General features: G+C 63.6%; 6 protein-coding genes. 4 read left to right on the forward strand and 2 right to left on the reverse strand.

Translation table 11 applies throughout. The features are described from left to right. Positions 1–4: 4 nt before the first annotated feature. The gene (locus AC0NIE_RS27850; protein ID WP_473484966.1) at positions 5–964 is read left to right on the forward strand and encodes a LysR family transcriptional regulator; all 960 of its coding nucleotides are present in this window, start codon (positions 5–7) and stop codon (positions 962–964) included. Here AC0NIE_RS27850 and AC0NIE_RS27855 read toward each other — a convergent pair. Next, positions 940–12,480 (reverse strand): LysM peptidoglycan-binding domain-containing protein, encoded by an 11,541-nt coding sequence (locus AC0NIE_RS27855; RefSeq protein ID WP_473484964.1) that lies wholly within the window; start codon positions 12,478–12,480, stop codon positions 940–942. The genes AC0NIE_RS27850 and AC0NIE_RS27855 overlap by 25 nt on opposite strands. An 87-nt stretch (positions 12,481–12,567) precedes the next feature. After that, positions 12,568–13,446, reverse strand: a complete 879-nt coding sequence (locus AC0NIE_RS27860) for a MurR/RpiR family transcriptional regulator (protein ID WP_473613610.1) — start codon at positions 13,444–13,446, stop codon at positions 12,568–12,570. Positions 13,447–13,645: 199 nt separating this feature from the next. On the opposite strand from AC0NIE_RS27860, the gene AC0NIE_RS27865 reads away from it, so the two are divergent. The 3 genes from AC0NIE_RS27865 (at position 13,646) to AC0NIE_RS27875 (ending at position 15,385) form a co-directional block, all read left to right on the forward strand. After that, entirely contained in the window at positions 13,646–13,828 is a 183-nt protein-coding gene (locus AC0NIE_RS27865) for a hypothetical protein (RefSeq protein WP_095491776.1), read from the forward strand. 118 nt (positions 13,829–13,946) lie between these two features. Then, positions 13,947–14,948 (forward strand): SctD/MshK family protein, encoded by a 1,002-nt coding sequence (locus AC0NIE_RS27870; protein ID WP_473484960.1) that lies wholly within the window; start codon positions 13,947–13,949, stop codon positions 14,946–14,948. After that, a complete protein-coding gene (locus AC0NIE_RS27875) occupies positions 14,945–15,385 on the forward strand; it encodes a hypothetical protein (protein ID WP_473484958.1) in 441 nt (146 codons plus the stop codon). The genes AC0NIE_RS27870 and AC0NIE_RS27875 overlap by 4 nt, the downstream gene beginning before the upstream one ends. The last annotated feature ends 1 nt before the right edge of the window (position 15,386 follow it).

The raw sequence follows: 15,386 nt of genomic DNA on the forward strand, positions 1-15,386 counted from the left end.
CGTCGTGATACCTTTCAACATCAAGCAGCTCGAAACCTTTCTCCTGGTGGCGACGTTCGGAAGCTTTCGCAGGGCGGCTGAACGCCTGAACACCACGCAGCCGGCGGTGTCCACCCGAATTGCCGGGCTGGAGGAAGCGCTTGGCACCAAGCTGTTCGAGCGGCAGAGCAGCACAGTCAGGCTGACCGCCGAGGGACAGCGGCTCTTACCACCTGCCCAACGGGTTCTGCGCGTCGCGGAGCGGCTGCAACTGATGGCCAGCTCTCTTTCAGAGACTTCAGAGACGACGAGGGTGCTGAGGCTTGGGGTCGCCGAAACGATCGTGCACACCTGGCTGCCGGATTTCCTCACGGCACTGAAGGCAAACTTTCCGCTTGTCGATACCGATATCGTCGTCGATGCGACGACGACCCTTCGCAACGAACTCATGTCACACCGGCTCGATCTTGCGGTGCTGATGGGCCCTGTCCTCGAGTACAGCATCGAGAATATCGAGATGCCGTCCTTTCCGCTTGTCTGGGTCTGCTCGCCGCAATTGGAATTGCCCTACCGGCGCAAGGTGACGCTGAACGACCTGATGCAGTTTCCCATCATCAGCTACGCGCGCACCACGCGACCCTATAGCGAACTCTACCGCAAGCTCACCGGCGAATTCGAAGAGACACCGCGCATCTTTCCGGCCAATTCGCTGGCCGCTTCCATCACCATGACACTCAACGGAATCGGCATAGCCTCGCTGCCCGAGGGAGTCGTCCAGGACTATCTCGCAAGCGGAAAACTGCGCATCGTCGAATGCGAATGGCACCCGTCAGACCTGCAGTTTACCGCCTCCTACTCTTCCGAACCCTCCAATCCGATAGCGGAGCGGGCGGCAAAGCTGGCCGGCTGCGTTGCGCATGTCTATGCTGCGAGAACCGACGAGCTCAGGCCCGCGGTTTCTCAGCCCAAGGTGGCCGGCAGGTAGATGCGGTCGCCTGAGAAGATCACATCCGGGCTCAGGATATGATCCATGTTGAGCACAACCGTCTCGGCCACATCCGCAGAATGGGTCCTGGCGATCAGGCGAATGCTGTCGCCGTTCTTGACCTCGACCCACTGATAGCCGTCTTTCTCCAGCGTTGGATTGGTGCGGCCCGCAGGGGTGCTGCTGCCGTCGGCATGCGCCTCGACATGATCGCCGGAAACCCAGCCGCTATGCATGTCACCGTCCGGCCCGAAACCTTCGACTGGTATCCAGGCGTCTCCTGACTGGTCTGTCGAAGGCCCGGCGGTCTGCTCGACGAAGGTGCCGGGTTGCAGAACCGTCACCACGGTCGAATCCCCGTCAGGCTGCGCCCGCAAATTCAGGCCGTCATCGGCCAGCACGGCGAGCTGCGGGAAGTCCTGCGGCGGGGTTTGCGTCCCGGGATCAGGCTGCTCTGTGCTTTCGTCCGGAGGCGCGCCATCGACGCCGGAAGGGTCGTTGCCCGGCGCAGTCGGGTCGGTTGCCGGCGTCTTGCCGGTGTTGTTCCATGGCTGGTCGTCCAGCGCATCCCAGGCAAACAGCAGCATACCGACGCCGAAGGTCACGCCTAGCGCGATGCGATCGGCGATCCCCCAGCGCGCGTCGGACTTTGCGCGGGCGTCGATCTGCTCGTCCGTCCTTGGCACGGCCCGGCGATTGAGCAGATCCGTGCGCGCGGCCGACACCCAGAACTCAGCGCTGCCGACGGTGAACAAGGCGCCCGCCGTCGCGGCCAGCGGCGAGTGCAGGTTCTGTGCCGTGTAGAGAAGGGAACCAAAGACATAACCGGGACCGGCCAGATGCTCGGCCACGTTCCGCAACACCGGGCGTCCGGCGATCGACTGCAGCGCGGATTTCGTGCCGTAGACCACATTGCCCAGTGAGAAGGAGCCGTTCACCCCGACATTGTCGCCGCGCAGCAGCCCGGCGGCCGAGCCTGGAGACGAAAAGATGAACGACGCCCCGCTCGCGGCATTGAGGGCGCGTCCCAGCGGCTTGTGATTTGCCGTGGCGTTCGGAAAGACCGATTGCGCGCTGAAGACGATGCCGCGCACGCCGAACGCCACGCCCGCAGCCGTCGCGGCCCAATGCGGTGGCAAGATCTGCCATACCGTGTAGGAGGAGCCGGCCATCGGACCGAATGTCGCGACCAACTGCGCGTTCTCCTTGAGGCGGGCGTGGCTCAGCGCCTGATCAACGGCCGCAGTTTGATCCGGCGTCATGGCCTTCTTGTGGGTTGCCCGATAGGTGGTCATCTGCAGCACCGAAAGCGTATTTGTTTGCTCGGTCGACATCCAGGCAAACTGCTTGGGCGTGAACTTGCGCAACTGGCCGGGGCTCAATTCGCCAAGCTGCTTCGGCGTCAGCGCCGCTATCTGTTGTTTCGTCAGCGCCTCGATCTGATGAATGGTCAGAGCGCCAAGCTGCTCCCGCGTCAGGGCTGCGATGTGGCCTGGCGACAGCTTTGCCATCGTCGCGGGATCGTGTGCCGCGACGAGAGCTGGGTCCAGCGCCGCAATCTGCGTCGCACCGAGATGGCTGAATTGGGCAGGTCTCATGGCGGCGACCTGTTCCGGCGTAAGGCCATTGCGCTGCTCATCACTGAGCTTGGCGATCTGGTCGGGCGTCAGCTTGCGCACCTGCTCGGTGGTCAGGGCGGCGAGTTGCTCCTGTGAGAAGGCCGCGACCTGATCCGGCCGCAAGCCGGTGATCCGGCCAGGGGCAACAGCCTGCAATCTGCTTGGCCTGATCGCCTGGAGCTGTTCGCCACCCAGAGCCCGCAACTGCGTCGGCCGAAGTGCGGCAAGTTGATCGAACGTCAGTTGCCCGATCTGCTCGGGGCTGAGTGCAGCCACCTGCTGAGGCGCCAGCTTGGCGATGTGCGCCGGCTTGATGGCGTGCAATTGCGTGCCGGTGAGTTCGGAAATCTGATCGGCTGCAAGCGCTCTGACCTCCGGCCCGGTCGGCGCCCGCACGGGTTCGGCAAATCCCGGCTCCGCTGCGGAACTCACCGGAAGCTCAAGGCTGACGATCCTTCCGCTGGCAGAGTCAAAGACCACCCTTCCCCGGTCAGGGGCCGGCGGCCATGTCGCGGCTGTCGGCGTTTCGGCGGCACTATTCGCCGCCTGCGGCATTTCGCCAGCCACGGTTGGGGTTTCGTTGCCGACCACCTCGGCCACCGGCGGCGGTGCTTCGGCCTGGGCTGGCGCATCCCAGAACTCGTCGGCCGGCCGCAAGATCACCTGCGGGCGTTTTTGTGTTGATCCGCCGGGCGCGACGGCATCGTCATTGCGCGTGAACTCACCGACGAAGTTCCCGTCCGGATCCATCATCCGCCAGCCATGGACCTCGTTCCATGGGATGCTACCGTCGATTGCAGTCTCGTCGACGCGAGCCATTCTGTCGCTGACGGGCCGGCCCATCGCCTCGAACTCAGTCGGGACGTGGAGGCGCGGTCTGCTCGGACTGAGCGTATAGAGATAGGTATAGCCTTGCTGCCGCGCGGCCCGTGACTCTTCCGCGACGAAGGTCTTGGCGCCCGAGATCGATTGGCTGGTGCCGACGAAACGGCCATGGGTATTGCCAAGCACATAGTTGCTCAGGACGATGCCTTGCGGATTGTCCACCCAGATTCCTGTCGGCGGCGGTGGCGAGAAGCCGCCCGCGTCCCTGATCTCGCTCGGCGCACGTGTATCGGCGCGGAAAACATAGGGGCCGACATTGCCGCGCAAGGGTCTTGCAGGGTCGCCGGCGCCGTCGACCGGCAGATTGCCTTCCTCGGGATGCCCGAGGCTCCCCGGCACATGGTCATCGGAAGCACCACGTATCCAGGGCAGCACGACCGGCTCCCCGGTTTCCGGATCGCGATGCAGAATATGCGACTTGTGAGCCAAGGCCGGGTCGTCGCTGCGGAGTTGCGGGCCATCCGCAGGCGGCACGTATACGTTCTCCGCGCTCTTGGGCGGCGTCCCGAGATACCTCACGGTGGCCGTTTCGCCATTCTCGTCGACGATCCGCAGCGTTTTTTGCGACGGTCCCGGACCGAGTGCCGGCGGGGTGCCATCCGGCGGCCCCGAGCCAAGTGCCGGCGGGGTCGGCGGCGAATTGTGCAGCACATCCTGCTCGAGCAGCCGGTTGAGGTAATGGGCCTGCGTGGGCGTCAGTTCGCTGCGGGCCTGCTGGTCCAGCTGTTGCCGCAACGCCTTCCAGGCGGGCCTGCTCATGCCGTCTGGTCGTCCGCCGGCGGAGGCGAGTTGGTCCGGATATGGCGCCACGCCCAGTTCCGGGAACACATCCAACACGCGCTGACCAGCAAACCTTAAATCGCCGTGCGGCGATGCCGCAACTTCGGCGAGATAGGCGTCGAGATGCTGCAGAACGTCCGGCGTCAGTTGCCCTCCCGAAGTGTCCAGCGCGGAGAAAACCTTTTGCGCGCCTTCGGAGGATCCGGGGTGGGCGCGGGCGGTACGGGCATGCGGGACAAGGTCCTTCCTCACCGAGCCGAGTTCCACCGTCGTTACCGGCCATTGGCTATAGTTCACGGCGAGACCGGCGCCGTGGTCCTTGCGGTCCAGGCGGTTGAGCGGCCCGGCGCCCGTCTCGCGCGGAACGCCCTCGAAGGCGGGGGTGCCGCGCCAGGGTTGCTTGCCGCCTCCGACGGGCGCAATGACGTTGTAGTTGCGGTAGAGGAGACGATCCTCGAAACCAGGCACCTTGCCTTCGGAGCTATAGTGGCTGGCGCCACCTCTCGTCGCCTCCTCCCAGAAAGAGGCTGCCCGTTGGCTGAGCGGGCCAGGCTCCCTGTGCGTATATCCCGGCCGGCCGCCTTCGCCGCCGAGATAGCGCAGCGTGCGATTGACGTAGGCCCCACTCAGAGAGAAGCCAGCCAGGGATATCGAAGCGCCAAAGGCGCTTTCGCTCTGGAACGTGTTCTTCGACAGCATCGGCGCCGAGGCGACCCACCGGGCGGAGGGAGCCGCCGCCTCGTCATAAGCGAAATTCGGCCGGTATCCATTGACGAAAAGTTTCTGGCCCTTCGCGTCGTTGGGATGGACCGGGAGCAGAAAGCCCGTGCCGTTCGGGCCGTTGTTCTTCAGGCTGAGTTCGCCATAGACCTGCCGGCTGGGCAGCGGCACTTTGATGCCGACGCCGAGCATCGATCCGCCGAGAGTGACGGTGCGGCCGTCGGGGCCGAGGATCCACCCGGCAGCCAGCAAGGCGCCGTTGGTCACCATGTCGTTCAGCACGGGGCCGCCCAGGACATTGGCTTCGTGCTCCTGCAGGAACCAGGAAACGGTGGCGCGGTCGGACCGCCAGACCCCTTGTGCATCGGTGAAGAATGTCGGGGCGCGCCAAGAACTCGCCTTGTCGGCACCCAGCAACCGCTCCAGCAGGACGGGCACCTCGCTGTTGATCTCGGTCCCGGCCCTGGGCTTGCTTGCAGGCAACGCGTTCTCCAGCGCGTGCGCGAGCGACTGGACCGCGGGTTCCGCGGATTTCTGCTGGTTGGCGGCGTAACCGCGCATCTGTCGCCAAAGATACGGCGTCCAGGTGTCGTGGCCGGACAGAACCTTCTCATTGTAGCGGCCTTCCGGCGAAAGCTTGCCGGCGGGTTTGAACGAAGTCTCCGGCTGAAGCTTCGGACCGTAGACCCACGTGCTGCCACTGTCGGCCTGCAGGACCTGCATGAGCGCATCCTGCTGCGCGGCGGTCACCGCCTTGCCGGGCTTGGTGGCGCGCCCCTTGAAAAACGGCGAGGCGGCATTACCCGCGGCGGCAAGGTTCGGATCGGTGGAGCGTGACGCAGCCTTGAGGTAATCGCCGACGATGCCGCGGCCGGCGTCGGTCCAGCCGGCTTCTCCTGGCAGCGCCCCGGCGGTAAGGAACTGCTCGCCGCGGGGCAGCCTGGCGTCGGACGACAGGCCGAGTTGGTCGATCACTTCTCCCGGCGAGAGATGCGGCAGCTTGCCCTGAGCGCTGAACACCTGGAGGGTCGTCAGGCCGTTCATCGAAAGCTGGCCGGCCGGCTTGCAGCCGGTGAACGGGCTGTTGCGGTCGGCGTTGAGCATTTCGCCAAGCGCATGATGCTGGGCCTGCGTCATCTCCGTGCCGGACTGAGGCAGGCCCCTGCCGCCGAGCTGCACTCTGGTCATGGTCACCGCATCGCGGACGACAGGATCGCTGGAACGTTCGAGGGAGTGGAGATAGTCGCCGACCAGTTCCAGCTGTTCGGGCGTCCACATCGGCGCGGGCGTCGCCGCATCGTCGGGAAGCGCCGGCAAGATCGTGGCCAGGGTTTCGCCGAGCGCCGAGCGATGGCTGACTTCCCGATTGTCGGCAGGATCGAACGTATGGACTTCCCGTGCCGGGGTGTTGACCCTGATCTGGCCGTTCGGCGTGGTTATCGACCCGCGCTTGGCGCGTTCGACGGTCTTGCCCGAACCCAGGTAGCCGGCATCCGTCGCATGCTCGCCCGGCAGGACGATGTCGCGGGTCATGCTCGCCTGCGGGCCGGCCACAACGACCTTGGCAGGCAGGTATTCGCCGCCGGCCTCGACATAGATGTCCTGTCCGGCGGTGACGCCGTCCTGCGGAACCGGCCGGTGATAGATGCTGTCGACCAGCTCTCCGAGCTTCGGATAGTCATAGCGGGGTTCGGTATTCGCGTAACGCGTGCCGATCCGCCGCAGGCCGGCTTTGACTGCATTGAACGTCTGGCCGAAGCTGTACGGGTTTGACGAGAAACGATTGATGATCGGCGTGCCGTCGGGCCGAAACCGGCTGGGGTGCCCGGTGTCCGTCACGGCCGGTGGCTCCGTGCGGGCGTTCGGATCGGTTGTCCAGCGGCCGTCGGCGCCGAGATAAAGCACCGGCAAGGAAGGGTCGAGCTCGACAGGAGCCGGCACCGGCTCCGGCGCGGCGGTGATCGCCTTGGGTTCGGGTATGGCGACAACCCTCTGCCCTTCCGGCAGGTTGAAATCGACAAGCATCTCGCCGGTATGGCGGTTGCCGAGAGTGTAGCGCATCAACGGGCGCGTGCCTTCCGCCCCGCGTGTTTCCGTTTCGGACTGGAGCAGGACCTCGTCCGGGGTGGCCAGCACGGCCGGATCGTAAGGGCGTGCGCCGTCGAGGTAGCCCGTCTGCTGCGGATCCTTGCCGCTGGTGTAGACGTATTCCGTGGGATTGGGGCCTGGCATGCCGGTGAACGTCTTGGTCGCCGGGTCCCAGACGAGCCGCAAGCCGCTCTCGGCCGGGCGCGTCGTTCCATCGCCGCGGACTGGCGGAACCACAATCGGATCGCCGTCGGCGGGGACGCGCACATTCTGCTCACGCGCTCCCTCGGCGTCTCGGTCGCTGGCATTCTCGGGATCGCCGCGCTCGCCCGGGGCGCTCGGCCCTTCATCGTGGACGTTGACAACCGTCCCCTCGACGACGGGGTGGCTGGGATCGTGGAAGACCAGCTTGTCGGTCGGGCGATAGACGCCGTCGGTGCCTTGCTCATGCACGACCATCGGCCGCGACGATTGTCCGTCGCCTGATGGATCACCCTTGCCGCCCGCGGGTGGCGGTGGGTTCGGACCGTCGGACTCGCCGGCCGGCAGCGCCCTCGGACCGGTTGGACGGTTAGCCCCTCCCGTGTTGTCAAAACCGTTCCGGGCGCCGAAACCGGCTCCCTGCTGGCCGGATGTTTCGCCGGCCGCGTCGCCATCGATGATGATCTCATCTGGATCCGGCATGACCTGCTCGCCGGTGGGCCTGTAGACACCGTCGGGGCCGGCTTCGTAGACGGCCCGCGGTTGCGGCCCCGTCTCCGACGTATGAGTTTCATTCCGGGCGCCGCCGGTTCCAGGCATGTTGGACAACAGAGAGCGGCCGCCCAAGCCTGTGCCGACAGTGCCGACGCCTATGCCCACGACTGCGTTCGCGAGCTCGAGCAGGGACATCTCGCCGCCATGCGCCGCCAGATCTTCCACCGATTTGCCGAGCAACGGAACACCGGTAACCACGGCGCCGGCATCGAGGCTCCACGCAGCGGTGGTCAGCTTGTTGCCGCTTTGCATAAACTCCGAGACCTTACCAGCATAAGAGGCCTCCTCTACGTTCACCTGGAATCTGCCGAAGCCCCAGCTGGCATCCTTCATGCGGGTCATCCCGAAGCCGCCCGCGAAAGCCTGGGATCTGGACAGGCTTGTCTTGGCCAAGCCGAATGTGCGCAGAGCACCCGCGCCCACTGGCAGGAACGCAGTTACGCCGGTGGCGACATTCCAGGCCGACTGGCTGTCGAAGTCGCCGCCCTGCAGGAGGTGATCACCCTCTTTGATCAGAGCTTTGCCGCCAAGGATTGATCCGGAGCCGATCGCGATGGGAATCGCCCATTGGCCGCCCGGCACGAACGAGACGATGGTGGAGACACCGGCGACGATGCCAAGGCCAATGTCGGTAGCCTTGTCCCAGAAACCCACCTTGCGCGCGTCGGCCACTTCCAGTTCGTCGAGCGAAAAACCATCCTCGCCGAGCGACATGTCGCCGCCCTTGGCCATGACCAGATTGCCCTTCTCGCTGAAGATGCGGTTCTCGTGCTGGAATTCGTCAAAGCTGCTGTAATATTTGCCCGAGCTGTCGACATAGCCGATTTCGTCGCCGCCGCTCTTGATCGCGAACAAAGCCGTCGTCGATTCCTTCCCGCCGTCGAGGGAGAAAACCGGCACGATCTTGACCTCGGCGTCGTCGCCGGCGCGGTCGGTGATTTCTTCGGTGACCTTTTGGACGTCTTCACTCGGCGCGTCGAGCCCGAGGGTCTGACCAACGGCAGTGCTGAGTTGGTCCGGCGGATATGTCTCGTATTCGCCGGTGAAGCCGGCCTCGTAGAGGTTCTCGAACTGGACCTGATATCCAGCCAGCGCCTGGTCCTTGTGTTCTTCAAAATACTCGTACTTGAGTTTCGCCTCATGCTCGGCGGAACCGTATTCGAGAAGCTTGGGGTGGCTTGCGGAAAAAGCGTACCAGTCGCGCCCAGCCACCATCGCCGGCCGCACGTTTTCTTCCCAGTCCTCCAATTGGTTCTTTTCGGTCTCCGCCTGGCCTCGATCGATTTCCGCGGCCGCAACTTCGGGGTGCACCCACAGCTTCTGGCCGTCCATCTCGATCTGGACCCACTTGCCGCTGTCGCCGATTGCGCCCGACCCCTGCTCCTCGTAGGCCGCGGCAACTTCCGGCGCGACCCACAGGTCGCGGCCGTTCACCGGGATCTTCACCGCCGTCTCGCCCGGCTTGAGCGTGCCAGCGGGCGCCTCTACGGTTCCCGGCCCGTAGTCGGTGATCGCCTGGTCGCGTGCCGTTGTCGCGTCGACGAGCCCCGTCTTCGCATCTCTCAGCCCGGCATCAAGCTGGTCGACCTGCACGCCGACAATCTTCGACTTGGCCGCGTCCAGCGCCGATTGCGATCCCGTGCCGCTGGCTGTGCATACCGGCGCCGACGATATGTCCTGCGTCGAGGCCAGCATCTCCTGCCACTGCTTGTTGAGCGGATCGTTGCGGAAATCTTCCCTGATACCCTCGTCGTTGAGGTCATATGTCAGGGCAGATTTATGTACGTTGGTGTCATCACCGTTCTCGTCGGTGAAAGTGGCGTTCTCATAGACGGTAACGACATAGAGCTGACCGTTCTCCTCGACTATGTCCTGCGATTTTATCTTGCCAGTAAAGTCACCATGTCCATTGGTATAGCCTTCCCAATCGAAATGGTGCGGGTTTCTTTCCTGCGCCTGCGCAAGCAGTTGCTGCTTGAGAGGCTCCATGGTTACGGCAAGATCCGCCGCCTCTGCCTGTGCAACCCCATACTCCTGATATGCCTCGGCCAGGGTCACCTGATTGGCCGCGGCCCCCTGAAGCGTTTGCAGACCTTCAAGCCGCTCTTCGATGGCCGTGTATTCTGGGCTTCCAGGCTTGGCATCGGTAAGCTTCAGCTCCAGCTCGGTCGAGCTGATCATTTGATCGATCGTGGCCTTGTTGCCGTTGGCGGTGCGTAGCGAAACGTTTGTAAAGAGCTCGGCGACCTCCGCGTGCGCGGCCTTTCCTTGTTGGCTGGTTTCCTCGGCACTGGGGCCATCCGGGCTGCTGACAGCCGTCTGGTTGGGATCGCTGAGCGTCGGCAGGTCTACCTGTTTGTCGATCGCTTCGAGAAGTGACGTCTGGCCCTGCTCGTATTCGGCCCGGGCGGTGCTGGCGCTTTCAAGCGCGTTGTTGGCGAGGCTCAACCGACTTTGCGCATCTGCCAGCGTGCCCTTCGGCTCGGGCGGCTTCCAATCCAGTCCATAAGGCGCCAACGCCTCGTCGAGCGTCGACTCGGCACCCTCCATGGCGTTCTTGAATTCAGGGTCAAGTGCATAGACGTCGAGCTGTGCTGCGCTCTGCGCAGCCTTTGCTTCTGCCTCACCGAAGTTCGCAATCGCCACGTTCTCGGCTGCGATCGCCTTGGCCACCTCCGGGTCGAACCATTTCCAGCTCCCGTCGACCAGCAACGGCACCCACTTCCCGCCTGAAGGAGCCGTGGCTGATGGTGGGTTCCCGTAGGGACCAACCGACGTGGGACCACCGTCGAGAGTCGCGCCGGTTGCGTCTTGTCCCCGACCATATAATTCCATTGCAGCGACCACAGCCTGCTGCTTTTCAAGCGCCTCCGTGGTCAGCTCTGGCGTCGCTCCGCCGAATATGCCGTCCAGCGTCGTCTTGAGTATCTGGTCTTCCTTGGCCTGTTCCGGGTCATTGCTGTTCGGGTTGATGTCCAGCAACAACTCGGCCAACGCTTCCTGCGCGGTGCCGGCCGCGATATCTGTAACGGCGCCGGTGGTATCGTTGGTCAGCGTAATCTTGCCGTCTGGCGACGTGGTCAGAGTGTAGCCGTTAAACGTCACATTGACGGTGGTCCTGGTGGCACCCTCGATCACCACGGTCTCTCCCGGATGAATAAGGTCGGGATCGCGCGGAGAGGTGAACAGTTCCGGATTGCTCTCGGCGAGATCGTCCAGCGTCACACCATGCGCCTCGGCGATGTCGCTCAGATTGTCACCGGGTTGGACCTCGTAATCGATCGGCTCGCCGTCGTTCAGCGTCTCTACGATTGTTTCGGTGCGTCGGCCGTCCTTGTCGAAGACGATCGTCGTTTCGGTGTTGTTCCTGGGGTCGACGATGGTGGTGGTCTGCTCGCCGGTCTCGGTGTTGCGCTCGATCTGGGTGGTCACGCCGTTGCCGTCGACCATGTCGGTCGTCTCGGTGCTTCCCTCGGTGGTCGTCACCGAGCGCGAACCATGATGGTAGTCATTGTTGTAGGTGACGGTCCTGCCGGTATTCGGATCCGTGACGACGATCTGGAGGGTCTCGCCAGGGTCACCGCCCTGCGTCACCTCGAGGCCGGCGGCGTTCAGCTCGGCGATCACCTGCTCCGGCGTAAGTTTGCTCTCCTCGGCGATCTCGTCAATGCTTTTGCCCGCGGCAAGCTGTTCCTGGATCAACGGCACGCCCGAGCCGTCCGCCGTTTGCGATTGCGCCAGTGTGGTCACCTCGCCGCCCGGAGCCGTAACCGTGGTTACCGGCAATGCGGGGCCGCCGGCGGGCGTCACCGTCTGCACGGTCGACCCATTCGGCAGGTTCCTTGTGGTGGTGACGGCACCGTCACCACTCGTTTCGGTGGTTGTGGTTTCACGGGTCTGGGGATTGGTCGTGCGTTCGGTGACCGCGCCGTCGCCGAGATCGTCCACCAGTGTGGTCGTGATCGCGCCGGTCTGCGCGTCGACACTGGTGGTTTCCTTGCGGCCGAGATCGTCCCGGATCGGCGAGGAAGTCGCCTGCATGTCGGGGCCGGTCACTTCGGTGTAGTAGCCGCCGTGGTGATAATCCTGGTTTTCGGTGATCGTGCGGTCTCCGGCGGTAATCACCACCGTGCGGGTGTCGCCGTTGGCGTGCTCGGTCGCTACCGCCGTCATGCCGCCGGCATTCAGAGCCGCCACCACATCCTCGGGAGCCAGTCCCTGCTCGGCGGCGATGTTGTCGATGCTTTTGCCGCCCTCGATCTCCTTGAGAATGTCCTTCGCCTTGGTGACTTCCGGCGAAACACCACCGTCGTCGGGCTCACCACTGGTCAGCAGGAGGTTTGGCGTACCGCCGAAATTCTGCGTCGTGAAAAGCGCAGGCGCGGCGGTGGCGCCGCCGTTGCCGTTTGCTGCGGTGACTGCGGCAGGCGGCACCGGTCCTGGTTGCGCCGCCGGGGCAGTCGGCTGTGCCGTCGTCAGTTCCGCATTGACCTGCGTCAGCCGCTGGCGGGCGCCCGCGGCCGCGTCGGCCTCACCCATCTTGTTGGCGAGCCGGATTTCATTTTGCAATTTCGTGGCTTCCGCCTGCAGCCGCGTAGTCTGCTCGGCATTGGCCTTTGGATCGACCCTGGGCGGCGGCGGCTTGACGGTATTAATCGGGCGGATCATCAAACAACCTCCGGAGCCGGTCCAGTCCTGGTTCAGGCAGTCTGCCTGCCGTCAACGCCCCCGCGCCCGACAGTGGAAGCCCTGTGCCTACCGGAGCGGCTTCCAATAAATGCCGAAAGCAGCGAGTTGCTCGTCCGACTGTCTTACTCGTTCTGCAGCATTCACTTCAGACTGCGCGGCCGTCAGTGCCGCCAGAATCTCGACGGCGGCGAACGCCGGCGCCATGCTGCGGAAGAATGACTGCGAATTTGCCGTAACGATGATGGTCTCCCGCGCGATCCGGGCCAGCGGCGACACGCTGCTATCGGTGATTGCCACCACGCCGACACCCTGCCTGGCCGACTGGCGCGCCACGTCGATCGTCGTGCGTTCATAAGGCGACATGCCCACAGCAAGGAGGACGTCGTCCCGTCCCGCACCCTGCAAGGCATCCAGACCATGTCCGCCCATCTCGCCGACAAGCGTCACCTTGCGGTCACCGCCAGCCAGAAACGACATGATGTGAACGAAGTGGTTCGCAACCGGATAACCGGATCGCGAGCCGAGACCGAACAGATTGCGTGATCGTGCAAGGAGCTCGGCGGCGGCGGCGAATTGCGAGGCATTGCCGTACTCACCCAGACTTGAAATCTGCGCCGCGAGCGTGTCGGCGACGACGCCTGCAGTCGAATATCCCGGATCGCCGTCGTCCTGCCCCATACCCTGTCGCGCCGGCTCACCGGCGCCTGTCTCACGCAGCGCGCGCGCATAAAGGCTGCGCATATCCTCGTAGCCTTCAAGGCCAAGCCATCGCGCCAAGCGCATCATCGTGCTGTGCGAAACGCCGGCCTGGTGCGCCTGCTCGCGCATCGACATCAGCGCGACATCCTTAGGATGATCCAGCACGAAACGCGCGGCGACCCGCAACTGCGGCGGCATATTCTCGAAGCGTTCGACCAACAGCTCCGCCAAAGGACCTTGTTCCATTCTAAAATACCCCATTCACCCCGATGGCAGATTACTCCCCGAATGGCGGCAATGCAACAGTTGGAACTGAAGTGGTCCATATATTCCAAGTGGACTTTCATTTTCGATCATGCTGCCTTAAGCTGCTTTCGCAACCTGCCGGATCGCATCGTCGTGATTCCGGGGTTTGTAACTTGAATGGTCCCTCAAGGAGACAATCATGGCGCCTACCCCTCCCGTTACATCCGGCTCTGCCGGGTCGCCGGAACAGAACCTGGACAAGATGATCAAGCATCAGGAACGCATGTTCAGCCTCGAGATCACAAAAGAGATCGCGAAATCCCAACATGACATGCTGATGAGCACCGCAAGGACGCTCGGCCAGTCGGCTGAAAAGGCCTAAGGGGATTCTCGAACCCTGCGCCGCCGCAAGCAACCGGCGGCGTACTTTGCACGGCAGGAATGTTTCGACGCCGCTGTCAGGCTGCGTCTGAGTTGTCATCGGCGGGAGATGAAGTGGCATGACCGCTAATTCTATCGGCAAATATTGGGATGCAGCGCCCGCGCGCCGGCTCCGTTCGATTATCGCCCACGCCCCGGGATCCGGACATTCCATTGCGCTCAGCGTAACTCATGGATTTCACGCGGGCGCCCAACTTAGTCTGGTCGAGCCTCTGTATACTGTCGGCTCCAGCACGGAGTCCGACATTGTCCTCAGGGATGCCGGCATCGCGCCGGTCCACGCAAGGTTGCGGCGCAAGGGCAGCCAGATTGAAATCGAAGCCGTCGGCGGCGACGTCACACTCGCCACGGGCGAGATCATCCATGAGGGCCAGGGCAGCCGCGGCAAGCTGCCGCTCACGATAGGTATCGGCGATGCCCATATCCGGCTGATCAACCCAGAACGCCCGCCGAATCGCTGGTCCGTTTCTGATCGCCCCCTCCTGGTTGCAGGCAGCGTTCTCTTTGCCGTGTTCGCTGTCTCCGTCGCTGCGAATGGGTTCTCTCTCGCCAAGCCCGACATTGGCAAAAACATATCCGCTCAAGACCGTGAACCGATCAGAGTGGCCTTTGCTGGCGAGGCCGGGCAAAGTGTCCTGAACGATTCATCGCCAACGCAAATACCCAGTGCCACTGAGGCGGAAAGCCAACTCAGGCTGCGCCTCGATCAATCTGGCATCAGCACATTGGCTGTTCAGCGATCACCTGGACGGCTCGTGGTCTCGGGTATGATCCCCAATGACAAGGATGATGCCTGGACCGAAACGCAATCCTGGTTCGACCAGACGTTCGGCGCGCACATTCCCCTCGTCTCCAATGTTATGATCGGCAACGCCGAACAGGCTCCGCGCCTGAGGCTGCAGGCGATCTGGTACGGCGAGCGGCCCTACGTCATCGCCGCCGACGGCGCACGCTATCATGAAGGTGCATTCACGAATGACGGCTGGACCATCAAGTACATTGGCGAGACGGAACTTCTCCTGACGAAGGGCGGCGCCACGGTCGCGCTGAAATATCCGTGAACCGCCGGCTTGAAGGGCCGCGGTTCGATACGGCAAGGATCGATACAACCGGCCGCGAGGTGCGGCAGGCGGAAGGTGTGCGCGGTCAGGCGATCAACCGGCGGCGGATGAATGGCGTCGACAAAGCCGCAAGCCGTGCTCAGGGGACGACATCGGCCGCTGGTACGGAAAAGCCACAAAACGCCGAATTCCAGCCCTCTCGAGGCACAAATAGCGAATCGCTCGACGAGGCACTCATCAATTTCGTCATGCCGGGTATTCCCGAGCCAGCCATCCTGCGTCGCTCCGTACCTATTCTCCAGCATTTTGTAACGCATCTGGTTCCCGGTCTTGAGGGTGGCGAGCAACTCAAGACACTTGCCAGAACGCTGATGGAGGATGAAATCGAGCGTCATCGCGATCTGCTTGCCCGGATACAGGAAGGAATCGAAACCTGAC

The sequence above is a fragment of the Mesorhizobium sp. WSM4842 genome, assembly GCF_055901575.1.